The organism is Periweissella beninensis (assembly GCF_016908275.1).
GTDB classification, from domain to species: Bacteria; Bacillota; Bacilli; order Lactobacillales; family Lactobacillaceae; genus Periweissella; species Periweissella beninensis.
In genome coordinates this window covers 1-19,492 of record NZ_JAFBDN010000018.1, presented here as the reverse complement: position 1 = coordinate 19,492, position 19,492 = coordinate 1, and the positions used below count along the sequence as shown (strand labels likewise).

The following is a 19,492-nucleotide window of genomic DNA, read 5'->3' as shown; positions in this document are numbered from 1 at the left end:
AATCCTCCTAAAACGTGTATTATATAGTGTATAGAGATTGATCCTCTCTATTGATTAAATTTTCGAACTATTTAATCTGACATACAGCATTAAAGTAACGCAAGGCTTTGGCCAAGCTTCACAGAATGTGTTCATTCGGTCTTAAGACCATTACATAAAAAAGCATCTCACTAAGTAACTTGGTGGGGTGCTTTTTATTTGTTCTATAGTAAATCTGCCAGTTTAACCTTTTTCTCAAAAATACCGGTTGGTGATTGATAGATAAACATCGCATTATCTGCCAAGACTTGGCCCCCATTACCATTGTCCTGTGTTTGAAGCTTTGGCCATTCAGGTTCTTGTTTAAAACTATTTTTAATAAACTTTCTAAAGCCATTATTTGGATGTAGATTATAAATTAAGTTTGTCAAAAATAATTGTTGCTCCTTTAACTCTAAGTTGCCAAAAGCATCTCCTAATTCACTAATTCTTTGCAATGGTTTCGCAAATATTGGCATATGTGCTTGCAATTTCTGACTAGTCAATGCACTAAATAATTCCATTATTTCTGATGAGTCAACGTCTTCACTACTAAGTAAATATTTCACACGATTAGTCAGCTCAATTGGTAACCATAGACTTTCTGCATTATGACGGAATTCTGAAGATGTTAGATAAATTCTTTCACCGTTGTTTTCTACAAGTTGATCTAATTTAACTATCGGTAAAATAATGCGCTGATAATCCTTAATTTGCTTAATTTGTATTAGATAGTATTCGAGAGTCATTTGACCAGTTTTAATTAGATTATGAATATTTAACGGTATTTTTACTAAAACATTTTTATTACCTTTCCTACTTTCTACTCTAACTAAGGTCATATATGCCGATGTTGAATGTGAGAAACCACCATATAATTCAGTTGGTTTATTTTTATTAGCTGCAATCAGCGTCATTTTTTTGGGATTATTACGCATATTCTTATATTGTGTTTCTTTATATAATTTCCCAGTTCCAATTTTTGTTGGTCTAGTCAATAATATTTTTTTAAATGCCATAACATGCTTTAAATAATTAACATCTACTTGATTATCAAACACAACTTTGCTACTATCCCGATTGCTTCTCTTAGTATCATCCGGGCTAAACATTCCATCAATTACGAACCCTAATGGCTTAATTCTTTGACCATTGTTTTGGGCTTGATCCCTTAGATTTTTAAGGTATTGTTTCGTATAAATATTAAATTCATGTCCTGCATTATCATTAACTTTTCCGGCCTGCATAATTCCTCGCCGATCCATATACACACCAACTGTTGCCATTAGTAATGCATCAAATGCATGATGATAATCATTAATATCCCGATTTTTACTAATATTTAGCTTCTTACGCATATCACTTGTCATTTCCGCACGAATAGCAACCACATTAGTTTTCTCAGGAAAAAGTTGTTTAGCTAAATTAGCAACATTTTTAATAATTTGCCGCGTTTCTACTAATTGTCTTGCAATAAAATGATCTGTTTGTTGGTCTAACTTGATTTCGCCTAATAACCGCTTTAATTTTAGTTCACTAATCAGACCTAATTTTTGCATTTTATACCACATACCTTGGCATTTATTAATAATATCTTGATCTAAATTACCATCACTTTTACGATTATTTGCCGAACGATTAACTAAAACCCGATTATCTAATGAATTATCCTTAGTAAATGCTTGCGGAATAATATGATCAATATCATAGTTACTAAGATTATCAATGTTAATTTTTTTATTATTATAAAAATCCATTCCTAACTGAATGTAATAAAAATATAATTTATCATTTTGTAACGTTTGATCGTTTTCTTTTTTAAACTCTTTACTAATATCTTTAAATGTTTTTTTTATTTCTTCTTGATCAAAGAGTAGTTTCAATCTATTAAAGCGGCTTCTAGTCCGTTTAGAAGGCTGAGTATCACGTGCAAATTCAATATAAATATTTTTAGGTGCTATTCCATCCATTGCCTTTTGAATATCTGTTAAAATGTTAAATGATTTTTTTATGGCTTTTTTTATATTTCGTGGTCCTGATAATTCATCAATCATATCTGTAAGGTCTTGATTAGCACTTTGTTGTGTGTTAGCTCTATCAATCCATTCTTGCACTCTATAATGCTTATCATTTAAAATTTCAATTAGATTACTTTTAGTGAGATACATCACATTTAAAATTGACATTTTTTCAAGACTACTATTATTAAGTTTAATAAATGGTGTTTTTAATAATTTAGCCGATAACCGTCCCCACCCGGTAAAATGTTTATTTGCTAGTTGCTCCACTTTGTCGTTTGGTATATCTTTCAATAATCTTAATTGTCGCGCCAAAATTTCTTTATCTTCAAATATCGTTTGCAAAGTAATTATTTCATCTAATAAATCTTGATTTTTAGAATTATTTACAAATTCTTCACCAAGGATCTTTTTTAAGTAATGATATGAGGACAAGTTTGAATTAAATTTATTACCACTTGCTAACCCATTAATTGGTTTTTCAATACCATATTTAAACATTAAAAAGCTTTTTAAATCATTTACGTCTACATGACTTTTAGTAGTAAAAAGTTCATCTAAAATTTCCTGTTTTAAATTTACATCTAACCGTTTTCCCTCTAATCGAATATTATTTAACTCTTGTAATACATTGTACTTTTGGTATGTTAACGTATTTTTAGCTAGTGCAGGTTCACCTAATAAATAGGTATCAGTACTAATCATCGCATTAATAAATTTTTTTGCTGATTGATCTGTATCAATAACTTTTTTTAAGTTCCAAGGGGTTATTGCTTGTCTGGTCTTTCGCACCATCCAATGATTATCATTATCTCGACCTGTATTATTTTTACCTTCTACCATCGGGCCAACATAATAAGGAACTCTAAATTTAAGTAGCATTATTAATTTATTTTGTGGTTTATCATGTTCATCTTTAACAACATCTTTTAAAAATGGATAATATACTCCTTGCTTTTCAATAATTGCTTGTAGTTCGGCAGCATGTAATTGAACAGGAATTGTCCCATTTTCTTTAGTCCGTTGTCGAGGTAGAAAATTATTAGTACTATCAGCATTTTCAAATTTATCTAACTGTTCTTTAGATATACAACCAGCTAATTGTCCAAGCATTTGCTTCAAGCCTTTTTGATGATCATCTGGCTTGTCACTTAGTAATAGTTTATACGCTTGATTTATAGCTCTTTTATTTGATTGATTTCGGTATTTCTTTATTTTATGCCAATTATCATAATGCACTTTATAACTTGCAACCATAGCAGCTGATAAAGATGGTTGTTCATTAAGTAATATTTTAAGTGTTAATCCATCAAATGCTGCTTTTAAACCATATATAAATGTTGTAAGCTGATCATCATTTACTAGATTACTCAAGTCACTTAATTTCTCTTCAATGTCAGAATCATTAAAATTAAATTTCCAAGCTTTTTGTTCATCTTTTTCAACATTTTTATTAAAGATTGTTATGAAGTTTACATTTAATCCTACTAAGGCATTTAATATTTCTTTGGCTATTTTTTTATCTACATGCAAATATTCTCTCGCTCTTTCTACTCGTGTTGAACGATTACTAGTTGCATCAGCTAATTCTGCTATAAATTTTTGTGAATCATTAATTGTGTAGTCATCATTAAGTAGCCTTAAATTATTTGTAAATTTTTCAATATCAAAAATAGCATTTAGATTAAAATCATTATTTGTTAGTAAAAAATTACCGCGATACTTCATAATGTGATGTATCGCCATATATACTTCACGTAAATCATGTTTCTGTGTATCATGCATTAATCGTAAACGTAAATGATAGATAGTTGGATACAGTTGATGAAATTCTCTATCTTTAGCATTTTCAGGAAAAACTGCTCCAACTTGCCATTTATCATGCATATTTTCATCTTCTGGGTGCACCCAAGAATATTTTAAACGTCTAAAAAAGTTAATATCCTTTGTTTCTTGCTCTATTTTCGCTGCAAATATTTCATTTAATAGGTTTAGCCGCCAACGTCTACGTGATAGTCTACGCCGTGTAGATCGATAACGTCTCCGTTCTTGAGCAGTTTCTGCACTATCAAACAAATGAACTCCCAATAAATTTTTACCTTTTTTATGTAATAATCGATAATTATCATCTATTACTGCCCATCCAACTGAACCAACACCAATATCTAAACCAACATTATAATCCATGACAAAAGCTCCTTATAATTACATATTTTGAATACCATTATAATATGTTTTTAATGATATATAAAGAAATCAACAAAAAAAAGCCCAAAATTCTGCATTAACAGTAATTTTGAACTTCTCTTATTCTCTTGACATGCCTAAATGCGTCCGGAGGGAGTCGAACCCCCATTGCTAGAACCGGAATCTAGAGTGATATCCATTACACTACGGACGCAATCTTCATAACAAAATATAATTATACACTTTAAATTATCAAAAAGCAAGCTTGAACTATTTTTATAATGGCTATCTCGTATTTCATACTTAATTAGCTAATATGTAGTCTTTGTTGGGCGGCTTAAAACAACTTTTTAACATACATTATTCAACTACAACATGGTGAAAATACATCCCACTCAGTTAAAGTTACTGCTACTTTAGCTTAACATTCCCAATTTTGAGCTAATTGTTTGACTTTTTCAGTGTATTCTTGCAAAATATTGAATTAATATACGTCATTAACTATTTTAAGGAGTGCTCCATGTTTAATACTACTACACACCCGCAATGGAATTATACTAATTTGGGTCCTAATAAATGGGCTACTATTTGTCCTAGGTTTTCTGTGGCCGATAATTATCAATATCAGTCTCCCATCAATATCCCCCTTGACTCTTTAGCTAACCAGCATCAATCTATGCCAGCTATTACTGGTTCTAGTATTGAAACGAATTATTTTCAAGATATTTTTAAGCCAGTCATTTTTAATCATAGCCTTCATTTATTACCAACTAGTCATAAGCAAACAATTACCTTCAATCAAATAACCTATCGATTAGATGACATTCATATCCATCGCCCCAGTGAACACACCTTAGATAAGCAAACATTCCCCTTGGAGATCCATTTAGTTCATCGTAATGATTTCGGGCAAGCAACCGTTATTGCGATTTTTGTACAACCTAATCAAGATGGTTTTTTGCCTTTTTCTAATTTAAGTCAAGCGTTTAAACTAGATGCCACGCTATTACTTCCACCGTTAGCACATTACGTTAACTATATTGGTTCACTAACTACTCCACCAACAAAAGGACCGATTAATTGGATCATCCTAACTACCCATAAATCGTTAAGTACTCCTTGGCTAAGTGCTTTCAAGGCGATTGTCCCAATTCCTAATACCCGTCCCTTGCAACCTACTTTAGGTCGCCCATTAAACTATTATTAAGACTAGTTTTTAGTATCATTTTAGTGTAAAATTAGTTTAATTGTTATGGAGGATTACCCAAGTCCGGCTGAAGGGAATGGTCTAGAAAACCATCAGGTCAGGCAACTGACGCAAGGGTTCGAATCCCTTATCCTCCTTAATTTTAAAGCTAAATACCAAATAAAAATACAACCTAGATTGCTAAACTACTTTTAGCCATTCGGGTTGTATTTTTATTATATTTAAGTTAGTGTGTTAGTAATTTTTTGGTTTAGCTCATTCAGCTCCTTAACTAATTTAGTAACTTCAGTTGGATCCGCTGCAATTGGGCGTCCCGGTATTGTTCGCAACACTTTTTTTAGAAGCTGCCGATTTTGTTTGCTAACATTTTTATTCTTTAATAATTGCTTAGCTTTAAATACTGTATCGTACAATCTATTCAAATTATCATCAAACTGGGCATCTAATTTTTTAATTCGTTTATTTAACTTGGCCAATGTTTGTGTCTCATAGGTAATTGCTTCCTTGTTACGCGTAGCTTTAACATTATTTAATTCTTGAATTTCAACTTTTAAGCTATTTGCTTGCTCATATTGAATTAAACCATCATTTAATAAATTTTTTGCCTTACTAATTTCTGCATTAGCTTTTTTAATGGTTGTGTTTAAAGCTGTTTCGTAAACCCCTAAGGCAGTAACACCAACTACCCCCATTACGATAAGCAAGATACTAGTGATTGTTATATACTTATGTCTCAAAATAATTCTTCTCCTAATTAACGAAAATAGTTACTTTCTCCTTAGTTTGCTCTTAAAATGATACATTAGTTTTAAGTTAATCACAATTAATTATCCTTAAACTTACGTTAAAAAAATGATACTTTACTATTAATCAAAATTGAAGATCTCTATATCCTTGATAATTTGTTAGGTTCTTCATTACTTAATATTCTTCAAATTCCAAAGACGGATCGGCATTTAAATCATACGTACCACGGCGGCCTTTGCGATAAAAAATCTCACCAGCAGCACCAATCATCGCTGCATTATCCCCGGCTAACTTAAGTGGCACAGGAATAAACTCGGTGTCATAATTAGCTAATAAGTTAGCTAGTGCTGTTCTCAGGCCTTGATTAGCAGCAACTCCTCCACCTAATAGTAACTGCTTTACTGGATAATGATCCAATGCTTGTGCTGTTTTATTAACTAACACATCCACAACTGCTGCTTGAAAACTAGCCGCCAAATTTTCTTTATTTAGGACTTCATCCCGTTGCTGGGCATTATGATAAGTATTGATAAATGCTGATTTTAAACCAGAAAAGCTAAATTCATACGTGCCATCATTTTCCATTGCTCGTGGAAAGTTAAACGTATCCTTACCTTGATGTGCTAATTCATCAATTGTTTTCCCAGCTGGATAAGCAATTCCCATCACACGACCCACTTTATCATATGATTCGCCAGCCGCATCATCCCGTGTTTCTCCTAATACCTCAAAAGCACCTTCACGTGGTAAATAGACTAATTCAGTATGACCACCGCTAACCAATAATGCCAATGCAGGATACTCAATTGGTTTCACAAAACGGGCGGCCATAATGTGCCCTGCCAAATGACTTGTAGGTACTAATGGAATATTATGCGCCCATGCAATTGTTTTAGCGGCTGTAACACCAATTAATAATGATCCTACTAATCCTGGCCCATAAGTTACAGCAATTGCATCAATATCAGCATAGGTTATATTCGCATCTGCTAATGCTTCATCGACCAAAATAGTCACTCGTTCAATATGGTGCCGACTAGCAACCTCAGGTACAATACCGCCAAAGCGTTGATGTGATTTTATTTGTGTTGCAATTTCATTACTTAAAATCTTGTTGCCATCTTTGACAACTGCCACGCTCGTTTCATCAGCACTAGATTCAAAAGATAATATTATACTCACAATAATTTCTCCATAATTACAGCATCTTCGAGTGGATTATGATAATACTGCTTCCTAATAGCCACTGCTTTAAATGCTAATTTTTTATAAACTCGTTGCGCACTAATGTTACTAACACGTACTTCTAAAAATACTTTTTGTGCTGTCTTAAATCGTGCTAACCATGTTGTTAATAATTTAACTGCTAATCCTTGTCCTCGATAGGCTGGTAGCACACCAATATTTGAAATTGATAACTCATCAATTATTAACGTACCACTAACAAAACCCACTGCTTTATTATCAACTAGGCACACTAAATAATCAGCATATTGATTTCTTAAATCATGCTCAATCGTTGCTAAACTCCACGGTGCTTTGCCATAGGCCTGTTCTGCTAGATCATAAATCTCAGCCGCGTTTAATGGCTGCCGATAAGTTATTTCATTCATCTACCTGCCTCTATTTGTAACGTCATATCTAATGCGTCTTCATGGTCACCGAAATAGTATCCGGCTTTTATCCCTTGCGATGTAAACCCTAAATTTTTATAAACTTGTTGCGCTTTAACATTTGATATTCGTACTTCAAGTGAAAGCTGGCTCGCTTTAATCATTTTTGCTTTTGCAATAATCGTATTTAATAAAAATGTCCCAATACCTTGCCCTTGCCATACTGGTAAAACCGCAATATTTGTAATGTGCATATCACCTGTTGAGCGCGAAAAACTTGCGCCAATAAAGGCAATCATTTGATCAGCTTTACGAATAACTAAGTATAATCTATCAGCCTTACGATGTAATTCTCGCGCAAAAGCTTTATCATTCCAAGGTGTCTTACCATTATAAACAGCCCGTTCAATATCTAAAATCTCTTGAATATCTGATACTTGAGCGCGTCCCATATAATATAGCACATTATTTATCGTTACCCGATCGGCTTTAATCGCCATTGCATTAACCTGTTGTTCATCAAAACCGGTTAATTGCTGGGTTATTCTTCTAAGCTTTCTTCTAATGTCTTCTGTTTTAAACTTCTTCAACATAATCTTTCTCTATCTCATTGGGGTGTTTTGCTTGCCAGTCGGCTTCTGCTTGGGATACACGTAGATAATTAGGTACAAATCGATGAGGCCATTTTTCTGGTGCTTTGGCCGTACCCAATTGCGCAACACTACTTCCTTTAGGTAAATTAGCCAGCCCTTTTGCAAATGTAATCCGCTCCGCAAAACTAGCAGTTAATTGTTCCACAAAATTTTGATACTCACCAACTACAATTATTTTGCTGTTAAATTCCGTTAGGTTAGCAATTAACTTAGTAATATTAGTATGCTGATCTGGCCAAATTACTGCATTATTTTTATATATGCCTGCATACATATTATCATTACGGGCATCAAATATTGGTACCACTAGCGTATCTACTTGGTCAATATTATTAGCCAAAACGGCTAAACTAGATACACCCACCAATTCAATATTTAACGTTGTCGCTAAGGTTTTAGCCGTCGTTACTCCTATTCGTACTCCCGTATATGAACCCGGTCCTTGCGCAACCACTACCCGATTCAACATTGTGGGCGTCCAGTTTACTTCCTGCATCATTTCGGCAATCATCGGCAATAGTTGCACACTATGGTTACGTTTTTCATTAGTTAATTTTTCACTCAGGACTCGATTATCTTCAACCAATGCCAACGCCATTGGTTGATTTGATGTATCCATCGCTAGTATTTTCACTGCTTGCTTCTCCTTGAAGTTAATTTATAAATTTAAGTTATCTCTTGTCAATTACTCAGTGTATATAATATCACGTTAAGTTATTTAATTTAACCACTAATCCCGATAAAGCTCGCAAAAAAACAATCTTACCTTTATTTTTTGTTCTTAAATCTCGCTTAGTAGTTGGCAAATATGTTTGCTAAAAAGAGCCCGAGACATCTGTCCTGGACTCTATGCTTGATTTTCTTGCCAATACATTTCTGCTTCAGTCATGACTTGACCATCAACTTTAATTTGGTGTAACGTTATGACTTCACCACCAACGCTTGGTAATATTTTGTAATAGCTTACCACTTCCGAGCCATACCTAATTTCATTTTCATACTTGATATTTACTCGTTTGGTTTCATATTTTTTTAAAAAATCTGCTCCCAATGGATCTTGCATCCAAGCAAAATAATGTGCATTATTCACATGATGATTGTGATCAATATCAAAGAAACGTACGTGGTAATTGGTTCCTTGCGGTTCTGTTGTTGTAGTAGTAATATCTTGTGGATCCGGAATTCTTGTAATATGTTTAACTCGTTTTGCTTGATATGTATCCATCATAACTTGTGGTATTCTAATCATTTTTCGAGCTTGCATGTCAATCATCGCAAAAATTGAATTGATAGTTACTAACGGCTCACCATCTAACCCTTCTAACCAAAACTTACGAACGGCAAAAAAAGGATTATATTCAACCGCTTGAGTTTTAATATTAATAACCTCGTCAACTTTTGGTCGTCGATCAATTTGCATATCATATTGTAGAACAACCCAGCCCACATTATTAGCATGAATTCGTTCATTACCCATCCCCAATGCAGCACTTTGATTGGTTGATCCTAAGATAGCAAGGTTTAAAATCATGGGTATTGATAGTTTTCCACTCACATCCACTTCATAGTACACTACTTGATGTTTTTCCGTATAAACATCATCCATTATTTATCCGTCCCCCGATCATTTAATTTGTGAAAAATATTATAGACATCTTGCTTCCTTAATTGTCGTTCATTAGCTACTGTCTTAATCGCTAAATTAGGTTTCATGCCTTCATCAATTAATAATTGGACTTTTTCATCAATTGGCAGTTTCACTTCATCTGTGTTAGTCCCGGTCGTCGCTTCATCTGTACTACCACCTAATAGCAATACAAATTCGCCCCGTGGTTCATGTTCAGCAAACCACTCAATTACCTCACCCAATGTTCCATTAACAAATTCCTCATAGCGTTTCGTAACCTCACGTGCTAATACCACTTGGCGGCTTGTTCCTAATACCTCTGCCATTAATTTAAGCGTTTTTCTAATCCGATAGGGTGACTCATATAAAATAACTGTTTCGTGGTGCTGACCTAGGTCACTAATTATCTTTTTTTGATCATTCTTTTTACGGCCTAAGAATCCATAAAAATAAAATGGTTGTGGTACTAATCCTGAAGCAATCAATGCTGTTAAGCCCGCATTTGCGCCTGGTAATGGTACTACCTTGATGGCATGTGCAATCGCCGCTTGTACTAGTTCACTACCTGGATCTGAAATTGACGGCATCCCCGCATCACTAACTTGGGCAATGTTTAACCCACTCGCTAATTTAGCTAGTAACTCTGGAATTCGTTCTTGCGTATTATGTTCATGAAACGAAATTTGATGTGTTTTAATTTCAAAATAGTTTAATAACTGTTGTGTGTGCCGGGTATCTTCTGCCGCAATCAAATCGACCGCCTTTAGTGTCTTAATCGCTCTAAACGTCATATCTTCTAAATTACCGATAGGTGTGGGTACTAAATATAAAGTTCCTTGGTTGTCAGTTTGATTAAAACTTTTTTGTACGTACATCAAATTGCTCCTATCTTTTAACTACCATAAATAATATCTAAACATTCTAAACACGACTCACCATCTTCTAAACGGCGCCCATATGAAGCATTACAAATATGAAACCCTGATTCATATAATTTTCTTAAATTTTCTCGTGAACGTGATAATCGTGGTTGAATCTTAGCCGTCTTTTTATTCATTATTTGACTACGTAAATGTTCATTTTCAATTGTTAACTCGGCGTTTTCTTCAATTAATGTATTTAAAGTAGCTTGCATTAAGGTTGTCTCATCAATTATGTGTTGCATGTCAGCCAAAATTTCAGAAAAACGATCATAAACTTCTTTCTTTTCCATTATATTTCTCCACGCTCATTTTCAACCTAACCTTTTAAAATTAACCATATTTCTAATGTTATTTTTTCCATAATAGTTTGAAAATTTATATTTTGTTTTAGTAATTGGGGCGCCTTCAAAATTACATCCATTATCTTTAATATTTGCTCAAGGCTAGTGATTTTAAGAATACTTTCATTTTGCTCAATATTTTGCAAAAAAATAACTTCGCGTTGCTCATACATTCTCAAAACATCTCGAAATGCAAGTAAACACAAATCTAAGATTGCTTGCTCTTTTAGCCGATCATTTTCACCTAATGGCCCTAAACCCATTTGGACCATTGCAAACGCTGCAATATCTTGCTTCATCAATACTGTATACCAACGTAGCATTGCATGCGTACTTTCTAATACCCAATCATCAGCCATTATGTACTCAGCCGTTTTTAAATCGGTTGCTAAATGGCTGACTATTTTAATGATATCAACATTTTGCTTTGGAAACAGATTGGTCAATTCCTTAGCTAAAATCTTCGGTGTCACACCTTTGAATTCAATCAATTGTGTTCGTGAAATAATTGTTGGTAAAAGGGCATACCGATTTTGTGTTAACAGGACAATGGTGGTTGGCCCTTGCGGTTCCTCAATAAACTTCAATAAACTATTTTCAGCACCAACTGTTAATTTGTCTGCATCTTTAATAATTAAAAATTTCTGAAACCCTTCAACTGCTCGTTTATTGAATTCATTTTTTATATAGCGAATTTCATCAATTTTAATCGTTTTATTATCACTTACAATTGAAATCACATCAGGATGCTCGCCATTAACAATTCTTTGACAATTATTACATTCGCCACATGGTTTATTCGTATCATTTAGGCAAAATAGGCGCATTGCTAACCAAGTAGCAACTAATTCTTGCTGTTGCATATCGGGGCCATCAAAGATAAAGGCATGAGCTAAACGTTTATGCTCAATGGCCCGTTCAAAATGTTTAGTAATATCTATTTGATGCTTATCTAAGTGCTTAAATATTTCTTGTGGTGTCAATGCAATCTACTTCCTCATTTAACATTAAAAGTGGCGAAAACTATCAATTGGTAAGACAAACACAGTTCCTCCACCAACTTCAACTTCAATTGGGAACGATGAACCAGAATCCATAATCGAGTCCATGTTGAGGGGTGGTGTCATGAATTGTTTACGTGATCGTGATGCTTGATGAATAATTTCAATAACTTCCTCCACCCGTTCATCCTCAATCCCAATCATGAAAGTCGTATTTCCTGAACGTAAAAAGCTACCTGCTGAATTAAATCGTGTCGCTTGGACTTGTGCTTTGGCTAACTGACTACTTACTTTATTACTATCTTTATCTTGCACAATTGCCATAATCATTTTCATTATCAATACCTACTTTCCTATTTTAGTTGCTATTATACCTTGCTACTCAGCGTCAATAAATTAATTGAGCTCAAGATAATTCGCAATCACCTGATAAGCTACTTGTAAGACATCTGCAAAAGGTTGATTAGCATTTATTATAACTATTCGCTTACTATGGTCTTTTATTAATTTTTGATACCCTGCTTTAACGCGCTTATGAAATTCAAGGGTATCTGTATCTAATCGATTAATTTCGTCGGTTCGATAATTTTTTATTCGTTCTAAGCCAACCTCTGAAGGCACATCAAAATATAAAGTTAAGTCAGGTGTTAAACCATTAGTTGCAAAAAGGTTCATATTGTAAACCTCATCCATTCCAATTGCTCGACCAGCACCTTGATATGCTACTGAACTATCAACAAAGCGATCACAAAAGATTACTTTATTTTGTGCTAAAGCTGGTTCAATGATTTCAACAATATGTTGTCGTCGCGCCGCTGCAAATAACAACGCCTCTGTTCTCGCATCCATATTAGTATTACTATTATCCAATAAAACATTTCTGACAGCTTCTGCAATCGCCGTTCCCCCAGGTTCACGGGTAACTACTAAATTTTGTGCTAATTTTTGTTGTACTTTTTCTACTAATTTGTTTAAAATACTTGTTTTACCAGCTCCATCTGGTCCTTCAAATGTGATAAATTTACCAGTCAAAGACTTCACTTCCTGTTCATTTCATTAATAGTATTAATTCTACTTGAAATCATAACGCTTGTCTATTGACTCTCAACACATCGCTTGATTGGCTTTTAATTTAAGGCGGCGTAACCCTTAAATAACCTCATTTTGCTTAATAATTTTTTATAAAAAATGGTCTAACAAAAATCATTAATGATTTTTGTTAGACCATCACATTAAGCTATCATAAGTGTAATGTTAATCACACTAAACTCATTGCTTACATCATACCGCCCATGGCCGCTGCTTGTGCAGCTGCTGCTTGTGTATCATTACCAGCTGGTTTTGGTTGCTCTGCTACGACTGCTTCTGTAGTTAACAACAATGCTGAAACAGAGGCCGCATTTTGTAATGCTGATCGAGTAACCTTAGTTGGATCAACAATTCCGGCCTTAACCATATCAACCCATGTATCATCAGCCGCATTATAGCCAACACCAATTTCTTGTTCCTTTAGCTTATTAACAATTACTGAACCTTCAAGGCCAGCATTAATAGCAATTTGACGTACTGGTGCTTCAAGCGCGCGTTGTACAATATTAATCCCTGTTTGCACATCCCCTTTTTCAGATAAGGCTGCTACTGCTGGAATTACATTCACTAATGCTGTTCCACCACCTGATACAAAGCCTTCTTCAACAGCCGCACGAGTAGCATTGAGGGCATCCTCAATACGGTATTTACGTTCTTTTAATTCAGTTTCTGTCGCCGCACCAACTTTAATGACAGCTACACCACCGCTTAACTTAGCTAGTCGTTCTTGTAGTTTTTCACGATCAAAGTCAGAAGTTGTTTCAGCAACTTGCTTTTTAATGTTGTCTACCCGATCCAGAATCGTCGCTTTGTCTCCGTGACCTTCAACAATTGTAGTGTTATCCTTAGAAACTGTCACTTTAGCAGCTTGACCAAGTTGTTCTAACGTAGTGTCTTTAAGATTTAATCCTAAGTCATCAGTAATCACTGTTCCACCCGTTAAGATAGCAATATCTTCAAGCATTGCTTTACGACGATCACCAAAACCAGGTGCCTTAACAGCTACCACATTAAAGGTTCCACGCATCTTGTTTAGAACAAGTGTTGGTAATGCTTCCCCTGTAATATCATCAGCAATGATTAATAATGAGCGACCTTGTTCAACAATTCCTTGTAGCATTGGTAAAATATCTTGAATATTACCAATTTTTTTATCTGTAATTAAGATAAATGGATTATCTAAAGATGCTTCCATTTTGTCGTTATCAGTAACCATGTATTGTGACATGTAGCCACGATCAAATTGCATTCCTTCAACAACTTCAAGACTGGTTTCGATACCTTTTGATTCCTCAATTGTGATAACACCGTCGTTACCGACTTTTTCCATAGCATCAGCAATCAATTCACCAACTTCACTATTTGCAGCGGAAATTGATGCAACTTGAGCAATATCGTCTTTAGTTGCTACTTCATGTGACATCTTGTGTAATGCTTCCACTGCTGCTTTTGTTGCTAATTCAATTCCGCGTCGAATTCCAACGGGATTTGCGCCAGCTGTTACGTTTTTCAACCCTTCATTAACAATTGATTGTGTAAGAACGGTCGCAGTTGTTGTCCCATCCCCTGCAATATCATTTGTTTTGGAAGCAACTTCGGCAACTAATTTTGCACCCATATTTTCAAAATGATCCTCAAGTTCGATTGCCTTAGCAATTGTAACCCCATCATTAGTAATTGTTGGTGCGCCATATGTTTCTTCTAACACAACATTTCGACCCTTTGGACCAATTGTTGTTTTTACTGTGTTTGCTAATTTATCAACCCCACGAAGCATTGCGCTCCGTGCGTCTTCTGAAAATTTTATATCTTTAGCCATCTTATTAATTTACCTCACCTTATTATGTAAATTATTCTACAATTGCAATAATATCTTTTTCATGTACGACAATGAAATCTTCACCATTATGTTTAACTTCATTACCGGCAAATTTATCAAAAATCACTTCATCATCAACCTTCACTGATAATGGTGTGATTGTCCCATCTTGTAAAAGATACCCATTACCGACTGCAACAACCTTAGCTGTTGATGGTTTTTCTTCAGCGTTACCAGCAATAACGATACCGCCAATTGTTTTTTCTTGTTCTTTTTCGACTTGTAAAATAACGCGATCTCCTAGTGGCTTAAGCACGTTACGCACCTCCATTAAAACTGATTTTTATTTTAGCACTCACTTAGTTGAAGTGCTAATTACATTATCTATATTAGCACGCTTTTTAAATAATGCAAGTGTAAGGTCAAAAAAAGTCAAACATTAATTTATAATAAAAATAAACAGATAAAAAAAGTCCTCGACAAAAGTCTTGGACTCTTAAGAATTTAATTTTATTGCGGTACTGGTAACAATCGCGCATTTATTTTTAGCTAGTACTCGTATCACCTAATCACTAAATCATACATACCTTTAATTAATACTTTGTTCAGAATAATTTTCAATAAAGTAAATCAATGTCTGTAATTCATTAGTTAAATCAACGTTTTGGACACGCACTTTTTCAGGTACTGTAACCCGTAAAGGTGTAAAGTTTAAAATCCCCTTAATCCCAGCCTTTACTAGTAAATCAGTCGTTGCTTGTGCTTCTGATTGCGGTACTGTCAAGATAGCTATCTCAATCCGTTGATCTTGAATTTGATTTACCATGTCTTTTATATCATACACTGGTACCCCTGATTGAATAGTATTAATTAACTCTTGATTAATATCAAAGACTGCTGACACCCGGACATTTGAATTCTTATGGAAATTAAAGTTTAATAACGCATGTCCTAGGTTACCTAAACCGATTAAGGCCACATTTGTCAATGTATCTTGGTTTAAAATTTTTGCAAAAAAATCAAGTAAACTCTCAACATCATATCCGTAACCTCGTTTTCCTAAGGCACCAAAATATGAAAAGTCACGTCTAATCGTCGCAGCATCAAACTTTACAGCATCTGATAATTCAGTTGATGATACGCGCGTTTTTCCTGCGTCTAGTAAAAATTTAAGATAACGATAATAAATAGGCAACCGTTTAGCAGTTGCTCTTGGAATTGATGGTTCTGCCACGAAAATTTCCTCCTTTTCACAAATATCTATTTAGCTTGTGAAATTAATTTCTCTTGTAATTGTAGCATAACTCATTTATTTGTGAAACAAAAAACAATTATCATTTCACAAACTTTTAGATTGTTTTATGTTAAACTTTAATTATTAACCATAAACAGAGGTACTTTTATAATGATTTTGTTACAAGCTCAACACGTTGCAAGACGCTTTGGAGCTAATGTGCTCTTTAGTAACGTACAATTAGAAATCAAGGATCACGCTCGTATTGGCCTTGTTGGCCGTAACGGTGCTGGTAAATCAACCCTTCTTAAGATTATTGCGGGCTTAAATGCACCTGATGAAGGAACCGTAACTATGAAAAAAGATGTCACCTTAAGCTATTTAGCGCAAAATTCAGGTCTAAATAGTAATAATACTATTTGGAATGAAATGTTAAATGTTTTTGCTGATGTCCGCGCTTTAGAAGGTCAAATGCATTCATTAGAACAGCAAATTGCCAACGATGATCCAACGACTGCCGAATATGTAAAATTATTAAATCGATATGATCAATTACAACATGATTTTGCTGCAAATAACGGCTATGGTTATGAAGCTGCCATTCGTGGTATTTTACATGGTTTTAATTTTCCTGAAGAACGTTATGCTGATAAGATAAATTCCTTGAGTGGTGGGCAACGAACACGCCTCGCACTTGCTAAAGCCCTCCTTGAAAAACCAGATCTATTAATTCTTGACGAACCAACCAATCATTTAGACACTGATACTCTAGCTTGGCTAGAATCATATCTGCAAAATTATGCTGGTGCTTTATTGGTTGTTTCCCATGATCGTTACTTTTTAGATCGTGTTATTACAGAAGTTTACGATATGAATTTTGGTCATTTGGACCACTATCAAGGAAATTATTCAAATTTCCTTGAAGTTAAAGCCCAAAATCTAAAAACAGCTTTAAAAGAGTACGAAAAACAACAAAAACAAATTGAAAAATTAGAAGATTTTGTCAATCGTAATATCGTTCGAGCTTCTACCACCAAAAGATCGCAATCTAGGCGTAAACAACTCGAACGCATGGAAAAAATTCAAAAGCCAAAAAATGATACATCACAAGCTCGGATTCAATTCGCAACTGATTTAGAAAGTGGCCATGAAGTATTAAGGGTTAAAAAGGCTACCATTGGTTATACTGCTACTCATCCGTTAAGCCAAAATATTAATTTAACAATTGATAAACATCATGCGGTTGCAATTGTGGGGCCAAACGGAATTGGTAAATCAACATTGCTTAAAAGTATTTTGCAAATTATTCCATTTATTGCTGGTGAATTTAAAATTGGTGCTAACGTTTCAATCGGCTATTATGATCAAGAACAACAGCTACTTCATGAAAACAATAGTGTCCTTCATGAGCTTTGGAACGAACACCCCCTAACCTCTGAAAAAGATATTCGTTCTATTCTAGGTAGTTTCTTATTTAGTGGTGATGATATTATCAAAAAAGTTAGTGGTCTTTCTGGTGGTGAGCGTGCCCGTTTAATGCTTACTAAATTAGCAATGAATCATGACAATTTTTTAATTTTAGATGAACCGACTAACCATTTGGATATTGATTCACGTGAAGTCCTTGAGACTGCTATCAATGAATTTAATGGTACTGTTTTATTTGTCTCGCATGATCGTTATTTTATCAATCAAGTGGCAACTGAAATTGTCGAAATATCTCAAAGTGGCTCGACTACCTATATGGGAGATTATGATTATTATCTCGAAAAAAGTGATCTTCAAGCTACTCAATCAGGCGATAATTCTTTAACTTCACCAATATCGAATAATTCTTCAATCGAAAGTTACCAAGCAAATAAAAATCGGCAAAAGGACATTCGTAAAGCTACTCGCGCCGTTGAAGAGATTGAACAAGCTATTGAAACCAATGAAAACGAACAGCTTATGATCACAAACCAAATGAATGACGCTGCTAATGCTACGAATATTGGTAAATTAAGTGATTTACAAAAAGATTTAGATAATTTACGCAAAAATTTAGAACAATTAAATACAACTTGGGAAGAACGCAGTTTAACTTTAGAAGAGTTGCAGGATTAAATAATTAAGCAATATTTATTAATTATTTAACTAAATCACGTAGCTTGTTATTTCACTTCTTACTTTGTTCATACTAACCTTAATTTTAAATATTTGAATAATAATAAAAGGAGGCAACCTCAAATGTGAAAGTTGTCTCCTTTTATTATTAGCGTGTTAAATCAATGCGCTTACTTATAAAATATATAATAATGCCACCTAAAACCATACTTGCTAACTCACCAACCATTAATGAACCATAAGTTGGCCAAAATGCAATTGGTGCTTTAGTCATATACATTATCTCTACCGCAATCACCCACATCATTAGTGTGCTAATTACCGTCGTTATTGTAAGTTTCGTAATCGTATTTTTTACTTTTCTTGTACAAAAATATGCTAATGATGTCATTACTAAGGTTTGTAATGACCCAACAACGACATCAATCATGCCATATGGCGACTGAAATGAATTAGCAATCACTACCCCTAAAGTAACAGCAACAATATAGCGCTTATTAAATGCAGCTAAGTGATTAAACATTTCTGACATTCTAAACTGTACAATACCAAAGCCAAAAGAAGAAGTTAATGCAACATACATTGCTGCAACTAAACCCATTAATACTAATTTGGCAGTTGGTTTCAAATCATTATTTTTTTCACTATTCATAATAGTCTCCTAGTTTTTTTATGAGGGATGGTTGATGAACCTCAAATAAATTGAAATAAAAAAAGTATGACATAGTGTCATACTAAAAACTCCGGCAGGCGGGCTCGAACCGTCGACAACCTGATTAACAGTCAGGTGCTCTACCAACTGAGCTATGCCGGAATAATATAAGCATGGCGACGTCCTATCCTCGCAGGGAGCGATCCCCCAACTACTTTTGGCGCTACAGAGCTTAACTTCTGTGTTCGGCATGGGTACAG

General features: G+C 34.3%; 18 protein-coding genes, 3 tRNA genes, 1 rRNA gene and 1 riboswitch. Of the genes, 3 read left to right on the top strand and 19 right to left on the bottom strand.

Annotated features, from left to right (window positions below; translation table 11 throughout):
* Positions 1-203 precede the first annotated feature (203 nt).
* Both cas9 and JOC59_RS06855 read right to left on the bottom strand, forming a co-directional pair.
* Positions 204-4,223: a type II CRISPR RNA-guided endonuclease Cas9 gene (gene cas9, locus JOC59_RS06860; RefSeq protein WP_205144056.1), complete on the bottom strand. Its 4,020-nt coding sequence runs from the start codon at positions 4,221-4,223 to the stop codon at positions 204-206.
* Between the two features lie 142 nt (positions 4,224-4,365).
* Positions 4,366-4,437 (bottom strand) — tRNA-Arg (locus JOC59_RS06855).
* A gap of 306 nt (positions 4,438-4,743) precedes the next feature.
* On the opposite strand from JOC59_RS06855, the gene JOC59_RS06850 reads away from it, so the two are divergent.
* Together JOC59_RS06850 and JOC59_RS06845 are read left to right on the top strand one after the other, a co-directional pair.
* Complete coding sequence (locus tag JOC59_RS06850) at positions 4,744-5,430, top strand: carbonic anhydrase family protein (protein WP_205144055.1); 687 nt, start codon at positions 4,744-4,746, stop codon at positions 5,428-5,430.
* A 47-nt stretch (positions 5,431-5,477) separates the two neighbouring features.
* Positions 5,478-5,567, top strand: a tRNA-Ser gene (locus JOC59_RS06845).
* A gap of 84 nt (positions 5,568-5,651) precedes the next feature.
* On the opposite strand, the gene JOC59_RS06840 is transcribed toward JOC59_RS06845, so the two are convergent.
* The 14 genes from JOC59_RS06840 to JOC59_RS06775 all read right to left on the bottom strand — a co-directional run bounded on the left by JOC59_RS06840 (position 5,652) and on the right by JOC59_RS06775 (position 16,477).
* Entirely contained in the window at positions 5,652-6,167 is a 516-nt protein-coding gene (locus tag JOC59_RS06840; RefSeq protein ID WP_205144054.1) for a hypothetical protein, read from the bottom strand.
* Positions 6,168-6,351: 184 nt separating this feature from the next.
* Positions 6,352-7,365: a tRNA (adenosine(37)-N6)-threonylcarbamoyltransferase complex transferase subunit TsaD gene (gene tsaD / locus JOC59_RS06835; protein ID WP_205144066.1), complete on the bottom strand. Its 1,014-nt coding sequence runs from the start codon at positions 7,363-7,365 to the stop codon at positions 6,352-6,354.
* Positions 7,356-7,790, bottom strand: a complete 435-nt coding sequence (gene rimI, locus JOC59_RS06830) for a ribosomal protein S18-alanine N-acetyltransferase (protein WP_205144053.1) — start codon at positions 7,788-7,790, stop codon at positions 7,356-7,358. The genes tsaD and rimI (JOC59_RS06830) overlap by 10 nt, the downstream gene beginning before the upstream one ends.
* Positions 7,787-8,383: a ribosomal protein S18-alanine N-acetyltransferase gene (rimI, locus tag JOC59_RS06825; protein ID WP_205144052.1), complete on the bottom strand. Its 597-nt coding sequence runs from the start codon at positions 8,381-8,383 to the stop codon at positions 7,787-7,789. The genes rimI (JOC59_RS06830) and rimI (JOC59_RS06825) overlap by 4 nt, the downstream gene beginning before the upstream one ends.
* Positions 8,367-9,077 (bottom strand): tRNA (adenosine(37)-N6)-threonylcarbamoyltransferase complex dimerization subunit type 1 TsaB, encoded by a 711-nt coding sequence (tsaB, locus tag JOC59_RS06820; protein ID WP_205144051.1) that lies wholly within the window; start codon positions 9,075-9,077, stop codon positions 8,367-8,369. The genes rimI (JOC59_RS06825) and tsaB overlap by 17 nt, the downstream gene beginning before the upstream one ends.
* 213 nt (positions 9,078-9,290) lie before the next feature.
* On the bottom strand, positions 9,291-10,049 hold the full coding sequence (locus tag JOC59_RS06815) for an acyl-[acyl-carrier-protein] thioesterase (RefSeq protein ID WP_205144050.1): 759 nt from the start codon (positions 10,047-10,049) through the stop codon (positions 9,291-9,293).
* Positions 10,049-10,945 carry a 16S rRNA (cytidine(1402)-2'-O)-methyltransferase gene (gene rsmI, locus JOC59_RS06810; RefSeq protein WP_205144049.1) on the bottom strand — a complete coding sequence of 299 codons (897 nt, stop codon included), beginning with the start codon at positions 10,943-10,945 and terminating at the stop codon, positions 10,049-10,051. The genes JOC59_RS06815 and rsmI overlap by 1 nt, the downstream gene beginning before the upstream one ends.
* Positions 10,946-10,962: 17 nt before the next feature.
* Positions 10,963-11,283: a DNA replication initiation control protein YabA gene (locus JOC59_RS06805; protein WP_205144048.1), complete on the bottom strand. Its 321-nt coding sequence runs from the start codon at positions 11,281-11,283 to the stop codon at positions 10,963-10,965.
* Between the two features lie 26 nt (positions 11,284-11,309).
* Positions 11,310-12,317 (bottom strand): DNA polymerase III subunit delta', encoded by a 1,008-nt coding sequence (locus tag JOC59_RS06800; protein WP_205144047.1) that lies wholly within the window; start codon positions 12,315-12,317, stop codon positions 11,310-11,312.
* 24 nt (positions 12,318-12,341) lie between these two features.
* On the bottom strand, positions 12,342-12,671 hold the full coding sequence (locus JOC59_RS06795; RefSeq protein ID WP_205144046.1) for a cyclic-di-AMP receptor: 330 nt from the start codon (positions 12,669-12,671) through the stop codon (positions 12,342-12,344).
* 60 nt (positions 12,672-12,731) lie between these two features.
* The gene (tmk, locus tag JOC59_RS06790; RefSeq protein WP_205144045.1) at positions 12,732-13,367 is read right to left on the bottom strand and encodes a dTMP kinase; all 636 of its coding nucleotides are present in this window, start codon (positions 13,365-13,367) and stop codon (positions 12,732-12,734) included.
* A 244-nt stretch (positions 13,368-13,611) separates the two neighbouring features.
* Positions 13,612-15,243 (bottom strand): chaperonin GroEL, encoded by a 1,632-nt coding sequence (gene groL / locus JOC59_RS06785; RefSeq protein WP_205144044.1) that lies wholly within the window; start codon positions 15,241-15,243, stop codon positions 13,612-13,614.
* Between the two features lie 31 nt (positions 15,244-15,274).
* A complete protein-coding gene (gene groES, locus JOC59_RS06780; RefSeq protein WP_205144043.1) occupies positions 15,275-15,559 on the bottom strand; it encodes a co-chaperone GroES in 285 nt (94 codons plus the stop codon).
* A gap of 273 nt (positions 15,560-15,832) precedes the next feature.
* Positions 15,833-16,477, bottom strand: coding sequence for a redox-sensing transcriptional repressor Rex (locus JOC59_RS06775; protein WP_205144042.1), 645 nt, complete (start codon positions 16,475-16,477; stop codon positions 15,833-15,835).
* A gap of 171 nt (positions 16,478-16,648) precedes the next feature.
* On the opposite strand from JOC59_RS06775, the gene JOC59_RS06770 reads away from it, so the two are divergent.
* Positions 16,649-18,580, top strand: a complete 1,932-nt coding sequence (locus JOC59_RS06770) for an ABC-F family ATP-binding cassette domain-containing protein (RefSeq protein ID WP_205144041.1) — start codon at positions 16,649-16,651, stop codon at positions 18,578-18,580.
* 148 nt (positions 18,581-18,728) lie between these two features.
* Here the strand turns inward: JOC59_RS06770 and JOC59_RS06765 are convergent, their stop codons facing one another.
* The 3 genes from JOC59_RS06765 to rrf form a co-directional block, all read right to left on the bottom strand.
* Entirely contained in the window at positions 18,729-19,232 is a 504-nt protein-coding gene (locus JOC59_RS06765; protein ID WP_205144040.1) for a QueT transporter family protein, read from the bottom strand.
* 3 nt (positions 19,233-19,235) lie between these two features.
* A riboswitch (PreQ1 riboswitch) is annotated at positions 19,236-19,281 on the bottom strand.
* Positions 19,282-19,321: 40 nt separating this feature from the next.
* A tRNA-Asn gene (locus tag JOC59_RS06760) sits at positions 19,322-19,394 on the bottom strand.
* Between the two features lie 9 nt (positions 19,395-19,403).
* Positions 19,404-19,492, bottom strand: a 5S ribosomal RNA gene (rrf, locus tag JOC59_RS09585); the annotation flags it as partial.

Bases quoted from the DNA above. Each gene is read 5' to 3' on its own strand.
- cas9 (WP_205144056.1), bottom strand. From the start codon at position 4,223: ATGGATTATAATGTTGGTTTAGATATTGGTGTTGGTTCAGTTGGATGG.
- JOC59_RS06850 (WP_205144055.1), top strand. From the start codon at position 4,744: ATGTTTAATACTACTACACACCCGCAATGGAATTATACTAATTTGGGT.
- rimI (WP_205144053.1), bottom strand. From the start codon at position 7,790: ATGAATGAAATAACTTATCGGCAGCCATTAAACGCGGCTGAGATTTAT.
- rimI (WP_205144052.1), bottom strand. From the start codon at position 8,383: ATGTTGAAGAAGTTTAAAACAGAAGACATTAGAAGAAAGCTTAGAAGA.
- JOC59_RS06815 (WP_205144050.1), bottom strand. From the start codon at position 10,049: ATGGATGATGTTTATACGGAAAAACATCAAGTAGTGTACTATGAAGTG.
- rsmI (WP_205144049.1), bottom strand. From the start codon at position 10,945: ATGTACGTACAAAAAAGTTTTAATCAAACTGACAACCAAGGAACTTTA.
- JOC59_RS06805 (WP_205144048.1), bottom strand. From the start codon at position 11,283: ATGGAAAAGAAAGAAGTTTATGATCGTTTTTCTGAAATTTTGGCTGAC.
- JOC59_RS06795 (WP_205144046.1), bottom strand. From the start codon at position 12,671: ATGAAAATGATTATGGCAATTGTGCAAGATAAAGATAGTAATAAAGTA.
- groL (WP_205144044.1), bottom strand. From the start codon at position 15,243: ATGGCTAAAGATATAAAATTTTCAGAAGACGCACGGAGCGCAATGCTT.
- JOC59_RS06770 (WP_205144041.1), top strand. From the start codon at position 16,649: ATGATTTTGTTACAAGCTCAACACGTTGCAAGACGCTTTGGAGCTAAT.
- JOC59_RS06765 (WP_205144040.1), bottom strand. From the start codon at position 19,232: ATGAATAGTGAAAAAAATAATGATTTGAAACCAACTGCCAAATTAGTA.